16 protein-coding genes are annotated in these 21,103 nt (G+C 74.9%); 8 read left to right on the forward strand and 8 right to left on the reverse strand.

Annotation, left to right across the window (positions count from 1 at the left end):
- Nucleotides 1–60: 60 nt before the first annotated feature.
- From ACI79P_RS04690 to ACI79P_RS04700, 3 genes are all read left to right on the forward strand, one after another.
- Nucleotides 61–861: an alpha/beta fold hydrolase gene (locus tag ACI79P_RS04690; protein ID WP_456579864.1), complete on the forward strand. Its 801-nt coding sequence runs from the start codon at nt 61–63 to the stop codon at nt 859–861.
- A gap of 8 nt (nt 862–869) precedes the next feature.
- Nucleotides 870–1,757 carry an alpha/beta fold hydrolase gene (locus ACI79P_RS04695; protein ID WP_456579865.1) on the forward strand — a complete coding sequence of 296 codons (888 nt, stop codon included), beginning with the start codon at nt 870–872 and terminating at the stop codon, nt 1,755–1,757.
- Nucleotides 1,758–1,877: 120 nt separating this feature from the next.
- Nucleotides 1,878–3,122 (forward strand): MFS transporter, encoded by a 1,245-nt coding sequence (locus ACI79P_RS04700; protein WP_456579866.1) that lies wholly within the window; start codon nt 1,878–1,880, stop codon nt 3,120–3,122.
- Nucleotides 3,123–3,182: 60 nt separating this feature from the next.
- Here the strand turns inward: ACI79P_RS04700 and ACI79P_RS04705 are convergent, their stop codons facing one another.
- The gene (locus ACI79P_RS04705) at nt 3,183–4,301 is read right to left on the reverse strand and encodes a hypothetical protein (RefSeq protein WP_456579867.1); all 1,119 of its coding nucleotides are present in this window, start codon (nt 4,299–4,301) and stop codon (nt 3,183–3,185) included.
- Between the two features lie 87 nt (nt 4,302–4,388).
- A complete protein-coding gene (locus tag ACI79P_RS04710; RefSeq protein WP_456579868.1) occupies nt 4,389–5,279 on the reverse strand; it encodes a hypothetical protein in 891 nt (296 codons plus the stop codon).
- 330 nt (nt 5,280–5,609) lie between these two features.
- Between ACI79P_RS04710 and ACI79P_RS04715 the strand changes: the two genes are divergently transcribed.
- On the forward strand, nt 5,610–7,322 hold the full coding sequence (locus ACI79P_RS04715) for a putative bifunctional diguanylate cyclase/phosphodiesterase (protein WP_456579869.1): 1,713 nt from the start codon (nt 5,610–5,612) through the stop codon (nt 7,320–7,322).
- 123 nt (nt 7,323–7,445) lie between these two features.
- Nucleotides 7,446–8,684: a polyhydroxyalkanoate depolymerase gene (locus ACI79P_RS04720; RefSeq protein WP_456579870.1), complete on the forward strand. Its 1,239-nt coding sequence runs from the start codon at nt 7,446–7,448 to the stop codon at nt 8,682–8,684.
- 19 nt (nt 8,685–8,703) lie between these two features.
- Here the strand turns inward: ACI79P_RS04720 and ACI79P_RS04725 are convergent, their stop codons facing one another.
- The 4 genes from ACI79P_RS04725 to ACI79P_RS04740 form a co-directional block, all read right to left on the reverse strand.
- Nucleotides 8,704–9,834: an aromatic ring-hydroxylating oxygenase subunit alpha gene (locus ACI79P_RS04725; RefSeq protein ID WP_456579871.1), complete on the reverse strand. Its 1,131-nt coding sequence runs from the start codon at nt 9,832–9,834 to the stop codon at nt 8,704–8,706.
- A complete protein-coding gene (gene solA, locus ACI79P_RS04730) occupies nt 9,831–10,982 on the reverse strand; it encodes an N-methyl-L-tryptophan oxidase (protein ID WP_456579872.1) in 1,152 nt (383 codons plus the stop codon). The genes ACI79P_RS04725 and solA overlap by 4 nt, the downstream gene beginning before the upstream one ends.
- A 2-nt stretch (nt 10,983–10,984) precedes the next feature.
- Nucleotides 10,985–13,414 carry a GcvT family protein gene (locus ACI79P_RS04735; protein WP_456579873.1) on the reverse strand — a complete coding sequence of 810 codons (2,430 nt, stop codon included), beginning with the start codon at nt 13,412–13,414 and terminating at the stop codon, nt 10,985–10,987.
- Between the two features lie 155 nt (nt 13,415–13,569).
- The gene (locus tag ACI79P_RS04740) at nt 13,570–14,343 is read right to left on the reverse strand and encodes an IclR family transcriptional regulator (protein WP_456579874.1); all 774 of its coding nucleotides are present in this window, start codon (nt 14,341–14,343) and stop codon (nt 13,570–13,572) included.
- 112 nt (nt 14,344–14,455) lie between these two features.
- Here ACI79P_RS04740 and ACI79P_RS04745 point away from each other — a divergent pair, with 112 nt between their 5' ends.
- Nucleotides 14,456–14,677 carry a FitA-like ribbon-helix-helix domain-containing protein gene (locus ACI79P_RS04745; protein WP_456561283.1) on the forward strand — a complete coding sequence of 74 codons (222 nt, stop codon included), beginning with the start codon at nt 14,456–14,458 and terminating at the stop codon, nt 14,675–14,677.
- Nucleotides 14,674–15,057 carry a type II toxin-antitoxin system VapC family toxin gene (locus tag ACI79P_RS04750; RefSeq protein ID WP_456579875.1) on the forward strand — a complete coding sequence of 128 codons (384 nt, stop codon included), beginning with the start codon at nt 14,674–14,676 and terminating at the stop codon, nt 15,055–15,057. Before ACI79P_RS04745 ends, ACI79P_RS04750 begins: the two co-directional genes overlap by 4 nt.
- 36 nt (nt 15,058–15,093) lie before the next feature.
- On the opposite strand, the gene ACI79P_RS04755 is transcribed toward ACI79P_RS04750, so the two are convergent.
- Together ACI79P_RS04755 and ACI79P_RS04760 are read right to left on the reverse strand one after the other, a co-directional pair.
- On the reverse strand, nt 15,094–18,330 hold the full coding sequence (locus ACI79P_RS04755; protein ID WP_456579876.1) for a DEAD/DEAH box helicase: 3,237 nt from the start codon (nt 18,328–18,330) through the stop codon (nt 15,094–15,096).
- A gap of 117 nt (nt 18,331–18,447) precedes the next feature.
- Nucleotides 18,448–18,981: an NUDIX hydrolase family protein gene (locus ACI79P_RS04760; protein WP_456579877.1), complete on the reverse strand. Its 534-nt coding sequence runs from the start codon at nt 18,979–18,981 to the stop codon at nt 18,448–18,450.
- 117 nt (nt 18,982–19,098) lie between these two features.
- Here ACI79P_RS04760 and ACI79P_RS04765 point away from each other — a divergent pair, with 117 nt between their 5' ends.
- Nucleotides 19,099–21,033, forward strand: a complete 1,935-nt coding sequence (locus ACI79P_RS04765; RefSeq protein WP_456579878.1) for a primary-amine oxidase — start codon at nt 19,099–19,101, stop codon at nt 21,031–21,033.
- Nucleotides 21,034–21,103: the final 70 nt, after the last annotated feature.

Genomic DNA, 21,103 nt, shown 5'->3' on the forward strand with positions numbered 1-21,103 from the left:
ACCCCGCCCGCGGCTAGCGTCCGAGCCATGACCGTCCGGCCGACCCGCGACCGGTAGACCGTGCCCGTCGAGCTGCAGCACCGCGCCACCCGCTGGGGCGCCATGCGCAGCCGCGTGGCCGGCACCGCACGACCCGGCGTCCCTGTGCTCGTCGTCGTCCACGGCCTCGCGGTGGCCGACTACCTCGAACCCGCCGTCCGCGAGCTCGGCACCTGGACCCGCGCCCACCTGGTCGAGCTGCCCGGCTTCTCCGGCAGCGCCGACCCGCCGCGGCCCATGGACGTCGCCGACCACGCCGACGCCGTCGTCGAGTGGCTGGCCGCGAGTGAGATGACCGACGTCGTCCTCGTCGGGCACTCCAGCGGCACCCAGGTGGCCGCGCACGTCGCCGTCCGGGACCCCGACCGGGTGCGGGCGCTGGTGCTCGCCAGCCCGACCATCGACCCCGCCTACCGCAGCATGCGCCGCGTCCTGCTCGCCTGGCGCCGCAACCACGAACTCGAGCCGCCCGACCTCGACGTCGCCCACACCCCCGACCGCCGGCGCGCGGGGCTGCGCCGGGTCCGGCACGCCCTCGCCGTCCACCTCCGCGACCCCCTGGAGGACACCGTCGAGCGCGTCCCCCAGCCGGTGCTCGTCCTGCACGGCGACCGCGACCGCCTCTGCACCGAGGCCTGGGCGCGCGAGCTCAGCGAGCGGGCCAGGGACGGCCGGTTCCGCAGCGTCCCCGGCGCGCACAGCTTCGTCTGGACGGCGCCGCACGCCTGGTCCACCCCGATCGCCGAGCTCGCCGGCGTCCCGACGATTGACCCCTCGCCACCCGGCCGCCACGATGACCCGACCGCCGACCGAGAACCGTGAGGGACACCATGAGCAGCACGGAGACGATCCAGATCCCGCACCTCGGTGGCTCGACCATCGGTCACCGGTTCGGCAAGGCCTACGACCCGTCGCTCCCGACGCTGGTGATGGTCAACTCCTTCACCACCTCCGTCGAGCTGTACCGGCCGCAGTTCGCCGACGAGCAGCTCGCCGCCACCGCCAACCTGCTCGCGATCGAGCCCTACGGGCACGGGCAGACCCGCGCCACCTACCGGCAGTACACCTACTGGGACACCGCCATCGCCGGGCTGCAGGTGCTCGACGCGCTCGGCATCCCCGACGCGTTCGTCCTCGGCACCTCGCAGGGCGGCTGGATCGCGGCCCGCATGGCGATGCTCGCCCCCGACCGGATCAAGGGCATCGTCCCGCTCGGCACCTCGATGGACTTCGAGAGCGAGCGCAGCCGCGAGCTGGGCTGCTGGGACGGCGTCGAGTTCTGCACCCCCGCCATCGACGCCCTCGCGCAGCCCGTCGGCGACGACTGGGTCGTCCCGACCGAGCTCGTCGACGCCACCCTCGCCGAGGGCATGGGCGACGACGTCCCGGACGACGAGCGCGCCTTCTGGCACAAGACGCACCAGCAGAACTACACCGGCGACGCCGGGCGCGAGCGGCTGCGCATCAGCAGCATCAACCTGCGCGACCGGGACGGCCTGCACGGCCGGCTGGACAGCGTCCGGTGCCCCGTCCTGTGGATGCACGGCACGGCGGACCGGGTCTACTCCGTGGAGAACGCCGTGGAGGAGATCAAGCTGTTCGTCGACAGCCCCCACGCCGAGCTCCGCGTCGTCGACGGCGGCCACCACTTCCTCAGCGCCACCCACCCCGAGGTCGTGAACCCCGCGACGGTCGAGTTCATCGACCGCTGGAAGTAGCCCTCGTCAGCCGGCGGCGCGCTAGGGTCGGCCCCGTCCCGAACGTCCGTGTGTAACTACCTGCTGCCGGCCCCGCCGGCGGATCAAGGCGGCACGCCCCGATCCGCAGCAGCAGAGGTCATGTTCCGCACGCGCCCCACCGACTCCGCGGTCATCCGCTCCGCCGGTCTCTCCTACTTCCCGCTCGCGTTCGTCGCGCGGCTCCCCTTCGCGATGATGATCGTCGGGGTCCTCACCCTGGTGGTTGCCGAGCGCGGCTCGGTCAGCCTCGGCGGGCTCAACTCCGCCGTCGCCGGCATCGGCACCGCGTTCGCCGGCCCGCTCCTCGGTGCCGCGGCCGACCGGTTCGGCCAGCGCCGCGTGCTCGTCCCCGTGAGCCTGGTCCACGCGGCCCTGCTCGGCGCCTTCCCGCTGGTCGTCGCGAGCACCGCCGCCGACGCCGCCGTCCTCGCGCTCTCGGTGCTGATCGGCATGTCCGCCCCGCAGGTCGCCCCCATGTCGCGCACCCGCCTGATGGCCGTCATCCGCCGCTCGGTGCACCGCGACCACCGCCGGCGGGCGCTGGACGGCACCATGGCCTACGAGTCCGCCGCCGACGAGATGGTCTTCATCGTCGGCCCGTTCCTCGTCGGGCTGCTGGCCACCGCGATCGCCCCGTGGGTCGCCATCGCCGGCGCCGCCGCCCTCACCCTCGTCTTCGTCACCGCCTTCGCGCTGCACCCCACCGGCCGGCTCCAGCCCGGCGCGCAGCACGGCAGGGCAGACCGGGCGCCCGCCCGCGAGCTGGCCCGCTTGCCGCTGCTCACCGTCGTCGCCGGCACCCTGGGCGTCGGCCTCTTCTTCGGTGCCACCCTCACCTCGCTCACCGGCTTCCTGGCCGCGGACGACGGCAGCGGCGAGCGGGCCGGCCTGCTCTACGGCGTCATGGGCATCGGGTCGGCCGTGCTGGCGCTGGGCACCGCGGCGCTCCCCCGGCGCTTCTCCCTGCGAGCGCGCTGGGCCACCTTCGGCACCCTGCTGCTCGCCGGCGCGATCCTCTACGCGACCGCGCGTTCGGTGCCGGCGCTCGTCGTCGCCCTCGCCGTCCTCGGCTGCGGGATCGGGCCGACGCTGGTCACCCTCTACAGCGTCGGCGCGCTGCTCAGCCCGGCCGGCCGCTCGGCCACCACCATGACGATGCTCAACTCCGCGGTCGTCGTGGGGCAGGCGCTCGCGGCCGCGGTGACCGGCGCCGTCGTCGACCGGCTCGGCGTGGGGACGGCGCTCGCCGCACCGGCGGTGGCCGCCGCGCTCGTGGTCGCCGCCGGCCTCGCGCACCGGGCGCCCCGGACGGGCGTCGCGGAACGGGAGCTCGTGCCCGCCTGAACCCGGGCGCAGCCCGACGGGCCCGACCACCCGTGGGTGGCCGGGCCCGCCGTCCCGGCATCAGCTGCGGACGGCGACCCGGCGGCGGCTGAGCAGCGTCAGTCCGATACCGAGGGCGACGGCCAGCAGCCCGGCGAACAGCGCCGGGTAGGCGGCGCTGCCGGTGTAGGCCAGCGCCGAGTCGCTACCGGCGGCAGCGCCGGCGGTCTTCGTTCCAGCGCTGTCCCCGTCGCCCGTCGACACCGTGGTGCTCGCAGGAACCACGCCCGGGTGAGCGACCGGCGGACCGGACGCCGGCCGGACGGGCGCAGCCGGCGCGACCGGGGAGCCCGGCGCGACCGGGGTGCCCGGCGGGACCGGGGTGCCCGGCGCGACGGGGGTGCCCGGCGCGACCGGGGCGGTGCACGTGGTGCCCGCACCACCCAGGACCGCGAGGCCGATCCCGCAGACCCTCACGGGCGCATCGACGCCGACGACCGGGTCGGTGCCGTCGGTCGAACCACCCGCGGCCGGAGCCGGGGCGGCGCAGTCCGCGGCGGCGTCACCGAGGACACCGGCGGCGAGGCCGCAGACGGTGATCGGCGCGTCGACGCCGACGACCGGGTCCGTGCCGTCCGTCGAACCACCCGCGGCCGGAGCTGGGGCGGCGCAGTCCGCGGCGGCGTCGCCCAGCACGCCGACGGCGGTACCGCACACGGTGACCGGGACGTCGGCATCCACGAGGGAGGCACCGGCGTCGGGCTGTGCCGCCGGGGCGGCACCGGGCGAGGAACCACCGGCGGTGGCGTCGCCCAGCACCCCGACGGCGTTGCCGGTCACGGTCACCGGCACGTCGGCGTCGACCACCGAGCCGGCGGACCCGCCGGCCGCCGGAGCGGCCGCGGGCTGGGCCGCATCCACCCCGGCGACGTCGGCGGCGTTCCCGCCGATGCTGATCGGCGCCTCGACCGCCAGGTCGCCGAGGTCGACGCCCACCGTGCCGTCGAGCGCCGGCAGGTCGATCTCGGCCGGCGTGGTCCCGGGCGCGGTGCCCAGCACCGCCACTGCGTTGTCGGTGACGGTGACCGGGACGGTCACCGCGACCGCGTTCTCGTCGGCGGACGCGAGGCCCGTGCCGGCGGTCAGCAGACCGCCGGTGAGCAGGGCCGTCTGCAGCCCGCGCTTCATCCACACGTTCATGAGCGATGTCCTTCTCTCTGACTGAGGGACCGGTCCGTCGGACCGGGTGGGATGGCCGCGGTCAGCGCAGGGCTGACCGGGGCGCCCTCAGTCGGGAGCGAAGGAAGGGTCGAGCGCGCGGTCGGCTGCCGTGCCGCGTGCGCCGTCGGCCGCGGCGTGCAGCGCGGCCGGGTCGACGAGACCGGCGGCCGGCGGTTCGTCCGCCGCCGGCTGGTCCGAGGACGACGGCCCGGAGGCCGCCGCCGGTGCCGGTGCGCCGGGCGGCAGAACCGGTCCGGGCACCGGCACGTGGCTCCCGCCGGGGACAGGGGCGGGAACGGCGGTGACGGCGTCGTCCAGGTACTGGGCGACGCCGACCCGAGCGGCCGCAGCGCGCTCGGCGGTCGAGGGATCGGAGCTGGTCGGGACGGCGGACTCCGGACCCGTCGAGGAGGCGGCAGGCGCCCCCACGACGGGCGAGCCGGTGATCACCCCGGCGGCGATCGGCGCGCCGGTCGCCGCACGCGTGGGTTCCACGACCTCACGGAGCACGGGCGCCAGCACCGGGGAGACCGCGGTGCTCACCGGCTCCAGGACCGGGGAGACGGAGTCGACCACCGGCGCGGTGACCGGCTCGACCGCACGGAGGACGGGCACGACCACGGTCTCCCCGACCGGCGCCAGCACGTCCGTCACCGGCGCGATGCTCCGGACGACCGGCGCCTCGCCCGCCGGCGCCACGGTCGCGTCGACGACGGGCGCCACGACGGGTGCGACCGGAGAAGCGACCGGCGCCGGCAGGCTGCCGGCTTGCTCCGCGATGTCCTGCACCGGGGCGGTCAGCGGAGCGAGGGGCGAGGGCGAGCCATCCGCGGCCGCCGACGCCGTCGCCGAACCCGCCACCCAGAAGCCGACACCGAGGCCGACCAGCACCAGCGTGCGCCGGCCCAGCGGGGGTCCCCAGGGCCGGCGGAGGGCGGCGGTCACACGCATGGCCATGCCGCCCCCCAACCGTCCGTGATCGATGCCTCACAGGCAGTCAAGACCTCGGTGCGCACAGCCGCCATCCGAACCGTGTCGCTCGATGGGGTGACGGCACCAGCCACCCCTCGCCGTGCGTGAGCATCGGCGCGAGTGAACGACATGCGCCCGCCGCTGCAGAGCCAGCGCATCGTGCCCGACGTCGTCCCCTGACCGGTCGCGGCGGGAACCACGAGGCGACCCACCGGTCCCCCCGGACGGGTGAGTGGGGTCAACGGCCCGCAGGTTCCGGTCGATGTCGTTCCCATGAGGTGGTCTGACGTCCCCGAGGTGGCGACACCGCGCGTCATGACGCAGACCGCCGCCGTCCTGTACCTGATCGGCGGCGTCGCCGGCATGCTCGCCACCCTCGGCACCGACCCCGGCGACCCGTCGCGCACCGCCCTGTTCGCCCTCGCCGGAGGCGTGCTCGTCGGCTCCGGGATCGCCTTCCGATGGGGACGGAGCTGGCCCCGGCAGGCCTTCCACGTCGCCATCGGCACGGCGACCACGGTCATCCTCGTCGCCGTCACCCTGAGCCCGGACCCGGTGACGGCGGTCGTGATCGGCTCCCTGGCCAGCTTCATCGCGATCGACGCCTGCTTCTTCAGCCTCCGTCTCGCCGTCGTCCACGTGGTCGCCGTCCTCGGGACCCTCACGGCCGCCCTCCTGCTCCGCGGCGACATCGCCCTGCCCACCGCCCTGGCGCTCGACGCGGTGGCCATCGGACTGAGCACGATCACCCGCGGCCTGGTGGTGCGCGCCTCCAGCGCCAGCCGCGACCCGCTCACCGGCCTGGCGAACCGGCGCGGCTTCGACCAGGCGATGGACGAGGCGATGGGAGCGGCGGCCCGCACCGGCGAGCCGATGTCGGCAGCGCTCCTCGACCTCGACCACTTCAAGGCCCTCAACGACTCCCAGGGCCACGACGCCGGCGACCGGATCCTGCAGCGGGTGGCCGACGTCTGGCGCACGGCCCTGCCGGCACCCGCCGTCCTCGCCCGGCACGGGGGTGACGAGTTCGCCCTGCTGCTGCCCGGGCTGACCGGGCCGGCCGCCCTGGACGTCGTCAGCCGCGTCCGCGCCCTGCACCCGGACATCGGCATGTCGTGCGGCGTGGCCGAGCACCGCCCCGGCGACAGCGCCGCGCAGCTCATGCGCCGCGCCGACCTGGCGCTCTACGGCGTCAAGACGGCCGGCCGGGGCGGGTGCCGGCTCGAGTGCGGCCCCACCTCCGACCTGGCCACCGATCTCGCCGCGGCGCTCGACACCGGCGCGGTGGCGGTGCACTACCAGCCGGTCCTCGACCTGCGCACCGACGAGGTGGTCGGCGTCGAGGCACTGGCCCGCTGGACGCACCCCCAGCGTGGCCCGGTGCCGCCGGGCGAGTTCGTCGCCGTCGCCGAGCAGCACGGCCTGATGCCGCGCCTCGGCGAGCACGTGTTCCGGACCGCCTGCACCGAACTGGCCGCGCTGCACGCCGCCACGGGGCGGCGCCTGCACCTCGGCATCAACGTGTCCGGGCGCGAGCTGTCCGACCCGTCCTACGTGCGGCGGGTCCGCGCCGTGCTGGCCGAGACCGGCTGGCGGTCCGACGACACCGTGCTGGAGGTGACCGAGAGCCTTCTGGAGGCGGAGTCCTCCCTCGCCGTGGCGACGCTGCACGAGCTGCGCGCCCTGGGGTTCGTCGTCGCCATCGACGACTTCGGCACCGGCTACTCGTCCCTCAGCCGCCTGGACACGCTGCCCCTCGACGTCCTCAAGCTCGACGCGTCGTTCACCGCGACGATCACCAGCTCGCCGCGGCGGGCCACGATGCTGCGCAGCATCGTGGGCATGGCGCACGGCCTGGGTCTCGACGTCGTCGCCGAGGGCGTCGAGACGGCGGAGCAGGACGCCGAGCTCCGCGCGGTCGGCTGCCGCTTCGGCCAGGGCTGGCACTTCGGCCGGCCCGCACCCCTGGCGGACGTCGTCGCGTCGCTGGACGACCGGTCCGCCCGCACCCCGGCCCTGCGGGCCTGACCAGGTCCCTTGCGCGACGCGCAGGAGCGAGCCGCCCTCGTGCGCGGCGTACGGCTCGTGGCCCGGTTACCGTGACGTGACGCAGATCTCACGCTGCGCCCGACGACGGAACAGGCGGATCGCATGCTCTACAGCGCCTACCAGTGGAACCGGCGGGCCACGGCGCCCCTCCTGACCGCATCGCAGCTGACCGCCCGGGCACTGGAGGCCGTCCCCGCCCCGCTGGCCCGTACGCCGGCCGTCCGCCACGTACGCGCGGCCTGCGACGTCCTCGGCCACGCGCGTCCGACGCACGACCGCCCGGCGTTCGGCATCGAGTCGGTGCTCATCGACAACGAGCCCGTCGCCGTGCAGGAGCGCCCGACGATGCGGACGCCGTTCGCCACCCTCCTGCACTTCGAGAAGCCCTCGGTCGCCGGTCAACCGCGGGTGCTCGTCGTGGGGCCCATGTCCGGGCACTTCACGACGCTGATCCGCCCGACGATCCACACCCTCCTCGCCGACCACGACGTGCACGTCATCGACTGGCACAACGCCCGCGACATCCCGGTCGAGCACGGCCCGTTCGGGCTGGACGAGTACATCGAGCACGTGATGGAGGCCGTCCGGTTCCTCGGTCCGGACACCCACGTCGTCGCCGTCTGCCAGCCCGCCGTGCCCGTGCTGGCCGCGGTGGCCCTGCTCGCCGCCGCGGACGACGCCGCTCAACCCCCGAGCGTCACGCTCATGGCAGGACCCATCGACACCCGGGTCAACCCGAACCGGGTCAACACCAGGGCCGCGACCAAGCCGCTCTCCTGGTTCGAGCGACGCGTCGTCGACACCGTGCCGAAGGGATACGCGGGCGCCGGGCGCCGGGTGTACCCGGGCTTCGTCCAGCTGACGGCCTTCATGTCGATGCACCCGATCCGGCACCTGTCCGCCCACGGGCGGCTCTACCGCGACCTGGTCGCCGGCAACACGGAGCGGGCGGCCGCCACACGGGCCTTCTACGACGAGTACGGCGCCGTCATGGACGTGCCTGCGGAGTTCTACCTCGAGACCGTCGGCCGCATCTTCCAGGAGCACGCCCTGCCGACCGGCCGACTGTCCTGGCGGGGGCAGCGCGTGGACCCCCGCGCGATCAGCCGGACCGCCCTCCTCACCGTCGAGGGCGAGAACGACGACATCTGCTCACCCGGGCAGACGGTGGCCGCCCACGAGCTGTGCAGCGGCATCCCGCAGGAGAACAAGCACCACCACCTGCAGCCGGGGGTCGGGCACTACGGCGTCTTCAGCGGATCCCGCTGGGAGGCGGAGATCTACCCGGTCGTCCGTGCCTTCATCGACCGCTCCTCCCAGCGGCTGGCGGCTCCGGCCTGAGCGACCAGCCCGTCGAGGCTCAGCCCTCGCCGAGCCGGTCGCGCAGCCAGTCGTGGAACAGCGCGAGGTGGTGCTCGACGGGCACCAGCACGCCGCCGGCCGCGTAGGCCCGCGAGCTCATGCCCGGCTGGGTGCGCTCGCAGGCGGCGAAGTCCTGCTGGTTGACCCGGTGGAACAGCTCCACCGACCGGGAGACGTCCAGCCCGGCGGCGACGACCTCGGGCGCGTACAGCCAGTCGCACTCGACCACCGTCCGGTCCACCGCGAGTGGGGTCATCCGCAGCAGGATGACGTGGTCGGGCACCAGGTTGAGGAAGACCGCCGGCTTGATCGTGGCCGCGTAGTACCGGCGGTCCCGGTCCGGGTCGATCCCCGGGAGCGCGGGGAACCCGGCGCTCCCGTCCACGGTGAAGCCCTCGGCGGCGGCGGCGAACTCCGCCCCGTGCCCGACGAAGGACTGCGCCGCGTACCCCCGGCTGAACTCCGGCAGGACGTCGGTGAGCTCGGGGTGGATCGTCGCGCAGTGGTAGCACTCCATGAAGTTCTCGACGACGAGCTTCCAGTTGGCCGCGACGTCGTAGCGGATCCGCCGGCCCAGGGCCAGCCGCCCGACGTCGTACTCCTCGATCGCCGCGGGGTCGCCGAGCCGCTCGGTCACCGCGCCGACGACGTCGTCCTCGAAGGACGGCGGGTCGTCGGCCAGGCACACCCACGCGTAGCCCAGCCACTCGCGCAGGTGCACCGGCACCAGGCCGTTGGCGACCCGGTCGACGTCGGGCATCCGTGCCAGGTTGGGTGCGGCGACCAGCTCGCCGTCCAGCCCGAAGGACCACGCGTGGTACGGGCAGCGCAGCGTGCGGGTCACCTGCCCCGACTCCTCGCTGCACAGCTGCGCCCCCCGGTGCCGGCACACGTTGAGGAACGCCCGCAGCGCGCCGTCCCGGCCGCGCACCACCAGCACGCTCTCCCGGCCGACCTGCACCCGCCGGAAGCTGCCGGCGGCGGCGACCTCGTCGGTGCGGGCCACGCACTGCCACATCACCTCGAACACCCGCTCCTGCTCGCGCGTGAACAGCGCCGGGTCGGTGTAGTACCGCCCGGCCAGGGTCGGCATCAGGCTCGCGGACGCAGCAGGGAGGGTGGCGGTCATGGGGTGGCCTCCAGTGCGGGCCGGCGGGGGTCGAACAGGCCGATCGGGTGCTTCGTCTCTCCCGTGGTGGCGACGTCGGCGAGGATCTCCCCGATCACCGGCACGAACTTGAAGCCGTGCCCGGAGAAGCCGCAGGCCACGGTCACCTGCGGGTGCGCGGGGTGCGGCGCGATGACGAAGTGCTCGTCGGGGGTGGTCGTGTACATGCACGTCGCGGCCTTCAGCAGCTCGCCCGGCAGGGTCGGCAGCACCCCCGCCAGGTGCCCCGCCATCGCCGCGACCTCCTCGGCGTGCACCTCCCGGTCGATCGTCTCCGGCGTGCACGGGGTCCCTCGCCGGAAGAAGGCCACCTTCGCCCCGCCGTCCGGGCCGTCGATCGCCGGGAAGCCGTAGACCTGGGTGCCGTCGGCCGCCTCGTGGATGTAGATCGGGTGCCGGTCCGGGGTCCAGGCACCGGTGCCGCCGGGGGGCTGGAACCAGTACATGACCTGGCGCTCCACGGTGAGCGGGACGCCGAGGTCGGCCAGCACCTCGGGCGCCCACGAGCCGGGGCTGACCACGAGCGCGCCCGCCTCGTACTCCCCCGCCGCCGTCCGCACCCGCACGCCGCCGCCCGGCGTCGCCGTCCACTCCAGCGCCGGCTCCTGGAAGCGCAGCTCGGCGCCGCGGGAGAAGGCCAGGTCCAGGTGCGCGGCCACGGTCGCCTCCGGCCGGGCGAACCCGGCCGCGGCCTCGAACAACCCGACCTCGTCGTCGGCCGGGGTCAGCGTCGGGAACCGGCGGCGGACCTCCGCGGCGTCGAGCAGTTCGTGCGCCAGCCCCCACTCCCGGGCGGCACCCAGGCTGCCGGCGACGGTGCGGCTGTCGGGCCGGCCGAGGAACACCCCGCCGGTGCGCACCAGCACGTCGGTGCCGGAGTCGGCGCACAGCTGGTCCCACAGCTCGTAGGCGCGCAGCAGCAGGGGCACGTAGGCCGGGTCCTCGAAGTAGGCCTGCCGGGTGATCCGCGAGCCGCCGTGGCTGGAGCCCTGGTCGTGCGCCGGGCCGAACCGCTCCAGCCCCAGCACCCGCTGCCCACGGGCGGCCAGGTGCGCGGCGGCCGCGCTGCCCATGCCGCCCAGCCCCAGGACGATGACGTCGTAGGTCATGGTCAGCACCTCATCCGGGCGCCGGCGGGGTCGACCAGCGGGTCGGCGGCGACGGTCGCCGGGACCGGCTCCCCGAACCAGTCGATCGTCACCGCGGTGCCGGGGCCCGCCACCGACGCCGGCAGCCAGGCGTAGGCGATCGACCGGCCGATCGTGTAGCCGACACCCGCGCTGGTGACGTGGCCGACCGGTGTCCCGCCCACCCGCACCGGCTCGCGGCCCAGCACCGTCGTCGCCGGGTCGTCGAGGACGAGGCAGGCCAGCCGCCGGTCGTGCGGACGGCGTTCCAGCGCCTCCCTGCCGACGAAGTCCTCGCCCTCGCGGACGGCGAACGACAGCCCCGCCTCGACCGGGTCGTGCTCGGTCGTCATGTCGACCCCCCACGCGCGGTAGCCCTTCTCCAGCCGCAGGCTGTCGAACGCCCGGCGTCCGGCGGCGACCACCCCGTGCCGCTGCCCGGACTCCCAGAGCGCGTCCCACAGCCGCAGCCCGGTGGCCGCCTCGGTGTACAGCTCCCAGCCGAGCTCGCCGACGTAGGAGATCCGCAGCGCGGTCACCGGCACGCCGTCGACGGACAGCTCGCGCGCCCGGAACCAGCCGAACGCCTCGTGCGAGACGTCGGTGCGCGTCAGCACCTGGAGCACGTCGCGGGCCCGCGGCCCCCACAGCCCGATGCCGCAGGTGCCCGCCGTGGTGTCCCGCAGCTGCACCGACCCGTCGTCCGGCGCGTGCTGCCGGAACCAGTCGAGGTCGAGCGGGCCGTTGGCCCCCACCTGGAACCGCTGCTCGCCCAGCCGGGCGACCGTCAGGTCGCTGCGGATCCCGCCCGCGCCGTCCAGCAGCAGCGTGTAGGTCACCCGGCCGACGGGCCTGGCGACGTCGTTGGTGGTCAGCCGTTGCAGGAAGGCGCAGGCCCCCGGACCGGTCACCTCGATCCGGGTGAGCGGCGTCATGTCGTACATCGCGCCGTGCCTCCGGGTGGCCAGCGCCTCGGCGGCCACGGTCGGCGACCACCACCGCGCCGCCCAGGGGTGCCGCGGCGGCAGGTCCAGCCCCTCGGCCAGCGGCGCGTTGGCCTCGAACCACAGCGGCCGCTCCCAGCCGCCCGCCTCGGTGAAGACGGCGCCGAGCTCCTGCTGCCGGCCGTAGAACGGGCTGGTGCGCAGCGGGCGCAGCACCGCGGGCGGGTCCAGCGGGTGGACGACGTCGTAGACCTCGACGAACTGCTGCGCCCCGCGCCCGGCCACGTACTCCGGCGAGAGCTGCACGTCGGTGAACCGGTGCAGGTCGCACTCGTGCACGTCGGTGCGCGGCTGGCCCTCGACCAGCCACTCGGCCAGCGCCTTCGCCACGCCCGCCGAGTGGGTCACCCACACCGCCTCGGCGACCCAGAAGCCGGGGAGGTCGCGGTGCTCGCCGAGCAGCGGCATGCCGTCGGGGGTGAAGGAGAAGACGCCGTTGAAGCCGTCGGCGACCTCGGTGGCGGCGAGCCCGGGCAGCAGCGCCAGGCTCTGCTTCCAGGCGTCGGCGAAGTCGTCGGGGGTGAAGGGCAGGCAGCTGTCCGGGTGCTGCTCGGTCTCCGCGGCGGTGACCGGCATCGGCCGGTGGCCGTAGGAGCCGATGCCGATCCGGTCGCCGTGCTCCCGGTAGTAGAGGTCGGCGTCCTGGTGCCGCAGGATCGGCGCGCTGATCTCCCGGGTGGCGCCGGCCAGCGCCGGCACCGGCGCCGTGGTGGCGTACTGGTGCGCCAGCGGCTGCAGCGGCACGGTCAGCCCGGCCAGCGCGCCGACGTCCGGGCCCCAGAAGCCGGCGGCGCAGACGACGACGTCGGCCGGCACGAAGCCCTGGTCGGTCTCCACGCCGCTGACCCGGCCGCGTTCCTGAGCGACCCCGGTGACGCGGTGCCGGGCGAGGAAGCGGGCGCCCCGCTCGATCGCCCGCCGCGCCTGCGCCTCCCCGGCCGGCACCGCGTGCGCCAGCCCGTCGCTCGGCACGTGCAGCCCGCCCAGCACGGCGGCCGGGTCGAGCAGGGGGTGCAGCCGGGCGCACTCCTCCGGGTCGACCAGCCGGGCCTCGATGCCCCACGAGGTGGCCAGGCCGTGCCGGCGGGCCAGGTCGGCCCAGCGCTCCGGCGTCGTCGCCGCCTCCAGGCCGCCGACCGGCCGGAAGACGGGTGCGCCGTCGAGCGCGAGGCCGCCCAGCTTGCCGACGGTGTAGCTCGCGAACTCGGCCAACGTCTTCGAGGGGTTGGTCTGGAAGACCAGGCCCGGCGCGTGCGAGCTCGATCCGCCGGCCGCGAACAGCGGCCCCCGGTCGAGCACGGTGACGTCGGTCCAGCCACGAGCGGTGAGCTCGTCGGCCAGCGAGCACCCGACGATCCCGGCGCCGATGACCACGACGCGGGGCGACGTCCTGCGGGGAGCCATGTCCATGGCCACGCCCTTCGCTCGTTGCGGATCCCGCAACGGCCCGCGGGATGCGCAACAGCCTCCGGAAGGGCTCCGCACCCCGTCAAGAGGCGTCCGCGTGTCGTCGCGCGTCCTGACACGGTGTTCACACCGCCGACACGGAACGCCGATCCCGCCACTCAGCCCAGCTGCCGGCCGGTCTCCGTGGCGACGGCGCACAGCCGCTCCGCGACCTCGGCGAACCGGTCGCGCGGCAGCCGGTAGGACGGCGCCGAGACGCTGAGCGCGGCGACCAGCCGCCCGTCCGGCGCGCACACCGGCGCAGCCACCGCGTTGAGGCCCAGCTCGAGCTCCCCCTCGGTGGCCGCCCATCCCTGCTCGCGCACCCCGGCCAGCACCTCGTCGAGGACCGCGACCTCGGTGATCGTCGACGGCGTGTAGCGCTCCAGCCGCGCGGCGGACAGGGTCGCGCGCGCGGCCGCCGGCCCGAAAGCCAGCAGCACCTTGCCGCTGGAGGTGGCGTGCAGCGGGGTGCGCCGGCCCACCCAGTTCAGCACGCCCACCGAGGCGCTGCCCTGCACCTGGCTGATGTTGACCGCGCTGTCGCCGTCCAGGACCGCGAGGTTGACCGTCTCGTCGAGCTCGGCGGCCAGCCGCTCGCACACCTCGCGCCCCAGCCGGGTGAGGTCCAGCTGCGCCGCGCTCGCCCCGGCCAGGCGCACCAACCCGAACCCGAGCCGGTAGGTGCCCCGCTCCCCCAGCTGCTCGACGAGCCCGTGGGCCTCCAGGGTGGCCAGCAGCCGGAAGGCGGTGGACTTGTGCACGCCCAGCTCGGCGCCGAGGTCGGTGACACCCGCGCTGCCGCGGTCGGCCAGGAGGGAGAGCATCGCCAGCGCCCGATCGACGGACTGGACGAGCGGGGGCTGCCCCTCGCCGTCCGCACCGTTGCGCATGACGCAACGCTAGCCGAGGACGTGCCCCCGCGGGGAGAGGGCAGGCGCTGGGCGCAGCTGCCGCGAACGAGGCTGTGTCGCATCCTGCTAGCACTGGGCTAGCATCTTGTCCATGCGGACGCTGTACCTGCGCAACGTGCCGGACGACGTCGCCGAAGCCCTCGAAAGGCTCGCGGCACGCGAGGGCATGTCGGTGAGCGCGGTCGCCCTGCGGGAGCTCACGGAGGTTTCCCGCCGGGCGGACAACCCCCGGCTGCTCGCCTCCCTGCCCGATCTCGGCGTTCCTACCGCCGACCTCCTCGCGGACATCGACGACGACCGCGCTGCGCGGTGATCGTCCTCGACGCGTCAGCCGCCGTGTCCGCGTTGCTGAACGACGGCCAGGCGCGGGCGGTCGTCACCGTCGAGTCGCTGCACGTGCCGCACCTGATCGATCCCGAGATCGCGCAGGCGCTCCGACGGCAGGTGGCCAACCGGACCGTGCGCCCCGACGACGGCTGGCGGGCGCTCGACACCTGGCGGCGGCTGGGTGTCACACGACATCCGGTCACCGGGCTGCTCGACCGGGTCTGGCAACTGCGGGACGACGTCTCCGCGTACGACGCCTCCTACGTTGCGCTCGCCGAAGCGCTCGGCTGCGCGCTCCTCACGGCGGACGGACGGCTCAGCCGCGTCCCGGGGCTGCGCTGCACGGTCACCGTCGTCCCGCGCTGACCCACCGATCCGGCCGCGGCCGGACGGACGACAGCCTCAGGCGAACAGGCCGCGGATGTCCTCGGCGGTCATCGCCCCGGAGAGCGTCCCGCCGTCGTCGTCCAGCACCCGGGAGAAGAGGTCGCGCTTGCGCTCCTGGAGCGCCAGCACCTTCTGCTCGATGGTGTCGGCGGCGACCAGCCGGTAGACCATCACCGTCTTGTCCTGCCCGATCCGGTGCGCGCGGTCGATGGCCTGCGACTCGGCCGCCGGGTTCCACCACGGGTCGAGGACGAACACGTAGTCGGCCTCGGTCAGGTTCAGCCCGAACCCGCCCGCCTTGAGGCTGATCAGGAAGACCGGTGCGCCGCCCTCGCGAAACTCCGCGATCCGCCGCGCCCGGTCCCGCGTGCGCCCGTCGAGGTAGGCGTAGGGCAGCCCGGCCTCGTCCAGCCGCCGGCGCACCGTGCCGAGGAAGCCGGTGAACGAGCTGAACACCAGCGCGCGGTGCCCCTCGGCGACCACCTCCTGCAGGTGCTCGAGGAACGCCTCGGCCTTGCTCGACCGGATGCCGGCGTAGGCGTCGTCCACCAGCGAGGCGTCGAGCGCCAGCTGCCGCAGCAGGGTGAGCGACCGGAAGATCGTGAATCGGTTGCTCTGCAGGTCGTCGACCAGGCCGAGCACCTTGCGCCGCTCCCGCTGCAGGTGGGTGTCGTAGACCTTGCGGTGCTTGGGGTCGAGCACCACCTCGAGCACCTGCTCCTGCTTGGGCGGCAGCTCGGCGGCGACCTGCTCCTTGGTGCGGCGGCGCATCAGCGGCCGGATGCGGCGGCGCAGCGCGGCCAGCACCTCCGGGTCCCCGCCGCGCTCGATCGGGTTGCGGTAGTGCTCGGTGAACCGCTGCGGGCTGGGGAAGAGCCCCGGCGCGACGATCGAGAGCATCGCCCAGAGGTCCATCAGGTTGTTCTCCACCGGCGTGCCGGTGATCGCCAGCTTGAACCGCGCCGGCAGCCGCCGGGCCGCCGCGTACGTCTTCGCCTGGTGGTTCTTCACGAACTGCGCCTCGTCCAGCACCAGCCCGCGCCACGGCAGCGCCCGGTACTCCTCCTCGCCGAGCCGCAGCAGGGTGTACGAGGTCACCACCAGGTCGGCGCCGTCCACCGCCTCGGCCAGGGCGGTGCCGCGCTTGCGGCCGGTGGCCTCGACGGTGCGGACGACGAGACCCGGCGCGAACCGGGCCGCCTCCCGCGCCCAGTTCCCCACCACGCTCGTCGGCGCCACCACCAGCACCGGCGCGGTCAGCTCCCCGGCCTGCTTCGCCCGGCACACCAGCGCCAGGGTCTGCAGCGTCTTGCCCAGCCCCATGTCGTCGGCGAGCACCCCGCCGAGCCCGGCGTCCCAGAGCACCGAGAGCCACTGGTAGCCCTCCAGCTGGTAGGGGCGCAGCCGGGCGGCCAACCCGGCGGGTGCCTCGGGCGGCGGCGCGTCGTCGACGTCGAGCAGCGCCGTGACGTCGCGCGCCCACCGCTCGCTCTGCTCGGCGACCACGCCGAGCTCGACCAGCTCCTCCCAGAGCCCCGCCTGGTAGCGGGTGATCCGCAGGCCGGGCCGGTCGGCGTCCTGCAGCGCCCGCGCCTCCTCGATCAGCGCGCGCAAGCGGTCGAACTCGGGACGGCGGACGTCGAACCAGGTGCCGCTGGGCAGCAGCAGGTGCTCCTCCCCCGCCGCCAGCGCCGCGAACAGGAGCGCGAACGGGATGTCCTCGTCGTCCACGCTCACCGTCACGCCGAGGTCGAACCAGTCGCCGTCCTCCCCGTCGGTGGCCGACACCGCCACCACCGGCGCGGCCTCGGACCGCCGGTACTCCACCGGCTCGCCGGTCACCTCGACGAGCACCCCGGCGTCCTCGAGCCGGGGCTGGAACTCGGTGACGAGGACGGCGACGTCCATCCCGGCGAGCTCGGCCTTCTCGATCGGCCGTGGCCGCGGGCCGACGTGCCAGATGCGCAGCAGCCGCTCCGGCGGAGCCGGCAGGGCGCGCAGCAGCTCGTCCTCCGCGGCGACGTCACGCCCCGGGCCGGTGGTGGCGACGGCATCGTGCGCCAGCGGCAGCCGGGGAGCGTCGTCGCCGTAGCGGACCCACCAGGTGAGCCGCGCCCGCTGGCCGGGCAGGTGCTCGACGGAGAGCCCCAGCCGGGGCCGTGCCACCTCCGGCAGCTCCACCGACCCGTCCGACGAGCGCACCGGCAGCGCGCGGCGCAGCGCCGGGTAGAAGGCGGTCAGGAAGCGGTCGCGGTCGGCCGCCGGCACCTGCACCGGACCGCTCTCCGCCAGCCGCTCCGCGCTCCGGGGCACCTGCTGCAGGGGCACGAGCACCAGCCCGTCCCGCGGGACGAGCTCCGCCGGGACGCCGTCGGTGCCGGCGACCAGGGCGGCGCCGTGCGGTGGGCTGCCGATCAGCAGCACCGACCCGACCGGGATGCGCAGGTCGTGCACCTCCACGACCGCCTGCAGCCGCAGGTCGCCGCCCTCGTCGCGGACGTCCACGGCCAGTTCCCCCGGCTCGCCGACCCGCACGGGGCCACCCCTCTTCGTCAGCAGGGGCACCCCGACGTCCACCGCCTGCCGCAGCGCCGGCCACAGCGCGGGACCGATCTCCTCGAGCAGCACCGGCGGTTCACCCGACCCGTAGTAGTAGCCGGGCCCGTCCGCCGCCTGGTGCGCCCGGTGCAGCCCGCGCAGCGCGGCCGCGTGCGCGGGGTCGCGCTCGGACCAGGAGTCGTGCTCGAGGTCCCGCCACGACACCCCGGTGCGGACCCACCGGCCCCTCGCGCCCGGCACGACCGGCCGCAGCCGCACCGACGCCGGGGGGCGGCCGGCCGCCGTCTCGACGTCGAACCGCAGGCCCACCGGGGTGCTGGAGCCCGGCGGCGTGGTCTGCAGCAGGTCGCCGAGGACGAGCTCCCAGTCGGGTGTCCGGGCAACCGGCGGTGGCGCCGCGGCTGCCAGCCGGGCGGTCAGCAGCACCGCCGCGACGTGCTTGCAGTCGTACCCGACGGGGCAGCTGCACTCGCCCCACCACCGGGCGGCAGCGGCGTCGTGGTGCGCCACGGTCTGGTAGATGCGGCCCTGGCTGCCGATCACGATCCCCGCGAGCTCACCGCCCGTGCGGGAGCGGGAGACCTGGGACACGCGACCGTCCCGCGCGTACGCGGCGCCGCGTCGCCACGCCTCGTCGCCGACCGACCGGCGGAGGACCGCATCGGTGAGGGCGGGGCGCAGCTCGTCGAACACCGGCCGAGGCTATCCGCGCCGGCGTCCGTCCCGGACGCTCGTCCACAACCCGGGGCGGGCGTGCGCCGCCGGTGCCGGGAGAGCGTGCCCGCCCACCAGCTCCACCACCGGGCGGGGTCAGACGCCGAGATGCGCGAGCGCCTGCAGCAGCAGCGTCGCCTGACCGTTGGTGAGCTCCGCGAGCACCGCCGGGTCGCGCGCCTCCAGCGGCGTGAACCAGGTCAGCTCGAGCGCGTCCTGCTGCGGCGAGCAGTCACCCTCCACCGGGACGACGTAGGCCAGCGAGACCGCGTGCTGGCGCGGGTCGTGGAACGGCGTCACCCCAGGGGTCGGGAAGTACTCGGCGACGGTGAACGGCTGCGGCGCCGGCGGGACCCGCGGCAGCGCCAGCGGGCCGAGGTCCTTCTCCAGGTGCCGCAGCAGCGCCGCGCGCACCCGCTCGTGGTACAGCACCCGCCCCGAGACCAGGGCCCGCTTGATCTGCCCGTCCTCGCCCGCGCGCAGCAGCAGCCCGATCGAGGTCACCGTGCCCTGCTCGTCCACCCGCACCGGCACCACGTCGACGTAGAGGATCGGCAGCCGCTCGCGCGCCGCGTCCATCTCCTCGCGGGCCAGCCAGCCCCCGCCTGTCGCCGTCGTCAGCTCGGTCATGGCACCTGTCTAGCCGACGCACCCGCCCGCCCGACACCCGCGCCGCCGGACCGGGGACGTGCTCCCGGTCACGCGGAGCCCTTCCGCTCCGGCACCGCCGGGAGTAGGCACATCACCATGACCGCCGTCACCACGCGCACCACCACCCACCCGCTCGCCCGGCTCACCGCCGAGGAGATCACCACCGCGACGGGGATCGTCCGCGCCGCGGGCCTCTGCGCCGGGTCGACGAAGTTCGTCTACGTCGGCCTCGAGGAGCCGCACAAGGCCCAGGTGCTGGGCCGGCAGCCCGGCGACGCCGTCGAGCGCCGGGTCCGGGCGCTGCTGCTGGACCGGGCCACCGGCGGCGGGCGCGACGTCACCGTCTCGCTCACCGCCGGCGCCGTCGTCCGGGACGTCGAGCTCGACGCGGTCGCCGACGGGCAGGTGCCGATCCTCGACGCCGAGTTCGAGGCGATCGAGCCGATCCTCGCCGCCGACGAGCGCTGGGTCGCGGCGATGACGAAGCGCGGGCTCGACGTCGCCCAGGTGCGCTGCGTGCCCCTGTCGGCCGGCTCCTACTTCGCCGACGAGGAGGGGCACCGCATGATCCGCGTGCTCGGCTTCCACCAGGCCGACGACGCGGACCTGCCGTGGGCGCACCCCGTGGACGGCGTCGTCGCGTTCGTCGACATGACCCGCGGCGTCGCGACGGCGGTGCAGGACCACTACGACCTGGCGGTCCCCGCCGAGCGCGCCGACCTCACCCCCGACGTGCACCCCGCCCCGGTGCGCGACCTCAAGCCGATCGAGATCACCCAGCCCGAGGGGCCGAGCTTCACCGTCGTCGACGACGAGGTGAGCTGGGCCGGCTGGCGGTTCCGCATCGGCTTCGACATGCGGGAGGGGCTGGTCCTGCACCAGGTCTCGATCGACGGCCGGTCGGTGATCCACCGCGCGTCGATCGCGGAGATGGTCGTGCCCTACGCCGACCCCTCGCCGGTGCGGTTCTGGCAGAACTACTTCGACACCGGCGAATACCTCTTCGCCCGGTACACCAACTCCCTGGAGCTGGGCTGCGACTGCCTGGGCGAGATCCACTACCTCGACGCCACGATCGCCGACGAGGACGGCGCCCCGCGCACCATCCGGAACGCGATCTGCATGCACGAGGAGGACTACGGCGTCCTCTTCAAGCACACCGACCTCTTCAACGGGATGGCCGAGACACGGCGGCAGCGCCGGCTGGTGGTCAGCTTCTTCACCACCATCGGCAACTACGACTACGGCTTCTACTGGTACCTCTACCTCGACGGCACCATCCAGCTGGAGAGCAAGGCCACCGGCGTCGTCTTCACCTCCGCCTTCCGCGGCGAGGAGCACCCGTACGCCACCGAGATCGCCCCGGGCCTCGGCGCGCCGTTCCACCAGCACCTGTTCTCCGCCCGGCTGGACATGGCGGTCGACGGGGTCGACAACACCGTCTACGAGGTCGACGCCGTCCGGCAGCCGGTGAGCGACGCCAACCCGTACGGCAACGCCTTCACCCGGCGCAGCACCCCGCTGACCTCCGAGGCGGAGGCCGCCCGGCTGGCCGACAGCAGCGTCGGCCGGGTGTGGCACGTGGTCAACGAGTCGAAGCGCAACCGGCTCGGCCAGCCGGTGGCCTACGCGCTGCACCCCGAGGGCGGGCCGGTGCTGCTGGCCGACGAGAGCTCCTCGGTGCACGCCCGGGCCACCTTCTCGACCAGGCACCTGTGGGTGACGCGGTACGACCCGGCGGAGCGGTACGCGGCGGGTGACTTCGTGAACCAGCACCCGGGGTCGGCCGGGCTGCCGGCGTTCGTCGCCGACGACGAGCCGCTCACCGACACCGACGTGGTGCTGTGGCACACCTTCGGCCTCACCCACTTCCCGCGGACCGAGGACTGGCCGGTCATGCCGGTCGACTACGCCGGGTTCACGCTCAAGCCGGTCGGCTTCTTCGACCGCAACCCGGCGCTGGGCGTGCCGCGGTCGGCGTCCTCGCACTGCGCATCGGCGGACGGGGAGCCCGGCGGGCACTGCGGGTGACCCCCGACGGGCCGGCCGCGCTCCGCCGGTGAACCGCCGGGTCGCGAACCCTGCGGTTCACCGGCCGTTC

Source organism: Blastococcus sp. SYSU DS0510 (assembly GCF_054050835.1).

Bases quoted from the DNA above. Each gene is read 5' to 3' on its own strand.
- ACI79P_RS04695 (WP_456579865.1), top strand. From the start codon at position 870: ATGAGCAGCACGGAGACGATCCAGATCCCGCACCTCGGTGGCTCGACC.
- ACI79P_RS04700 (WP_456579866.1), top strand. From the start codon at position 1,878: ATGTTCCGCACGCGCCCCACCGACTCCGCGGTCATCCGCTCCGCCGGT.
- ACI79P_RS04705 (WP_456579867.1), bottom strand. From the start codon at position 4,301: ATGAACGTGTGGATGAAGCGCGGGCTGCAGACGGCCCTGCTCACCGGC.
- ACI79P_RS04710 (WP_456579868.1), bottom strand. From the start codon at position 5,279: ATGGCCATGCGTGTGACCGCCGCCCTCCGCCGGCCCTGGGGACCCCCG.
- ACI79P_RS04715 (WP_456579869.1), top strand. From the start codon at position 5,610: ATGACGCAGACCGCCGCCGTCCTGTACCTGATCGGCGGCGTCGCCGGC.
- ACI79P_RS04720 (WP_456579870.1), top strand. From the start codon at position 7,446: ATGCTCTACAGCGCCTACCAGTGGAACCGGCGGGCCACGGCGCCCCTC.
- ACI79P_RS04725 (WP_456579871.1), bottom strand. From the start codon at position 9,834: ATGACCGCCACCCTCCCTGCTGCGTCCGCGAGCCTGATGCCGACCCTG.
- solA (WP_456579872.1), bottom strand. From the start codon at position 10,982: ATGACCTACGACGTCATCGTCCTGGGGCTGGGCGGCATGGGCAGCGCG.
- ACI79P_RS04735 (WP_456579873.1), bottom strand. From the start codon at position 13,414: ATGGACATGGCTCCCCGCAGGACGTCGCCCCGCGTCGTGGTCATCGGC.
- ACI79P_RS04740 (WP_456579874.1), bottom strand. From the start codon at position 14,343: ATGCGCAACGGTGCGGACGGCGAGGGGCAGCCCCCGCTCGTCCAGTCC.
- ACI79P_RS04745 (WP_456561283.1), top strand. From the start codon at position 14,456: ATGCGGACGCTGTACCTGCGCAACGTGCCGGACGACGTCGCCGAAGCC.
- ACI79P_RS04760 (WP_456579877.1), bottom strand. From the start codon at position 18,981: ATGACCGAGCTGACGACGGCGACAGGCGGGGGCTGGCTGGCCCGCGAG.
- ACI79P_RS04765 (WP_456579878.1), top strand. From the start codon at position 19,099: ATGACCGCCGTCACCACGCGCACCACCACCCACCCGCTCGCCCGGCTC.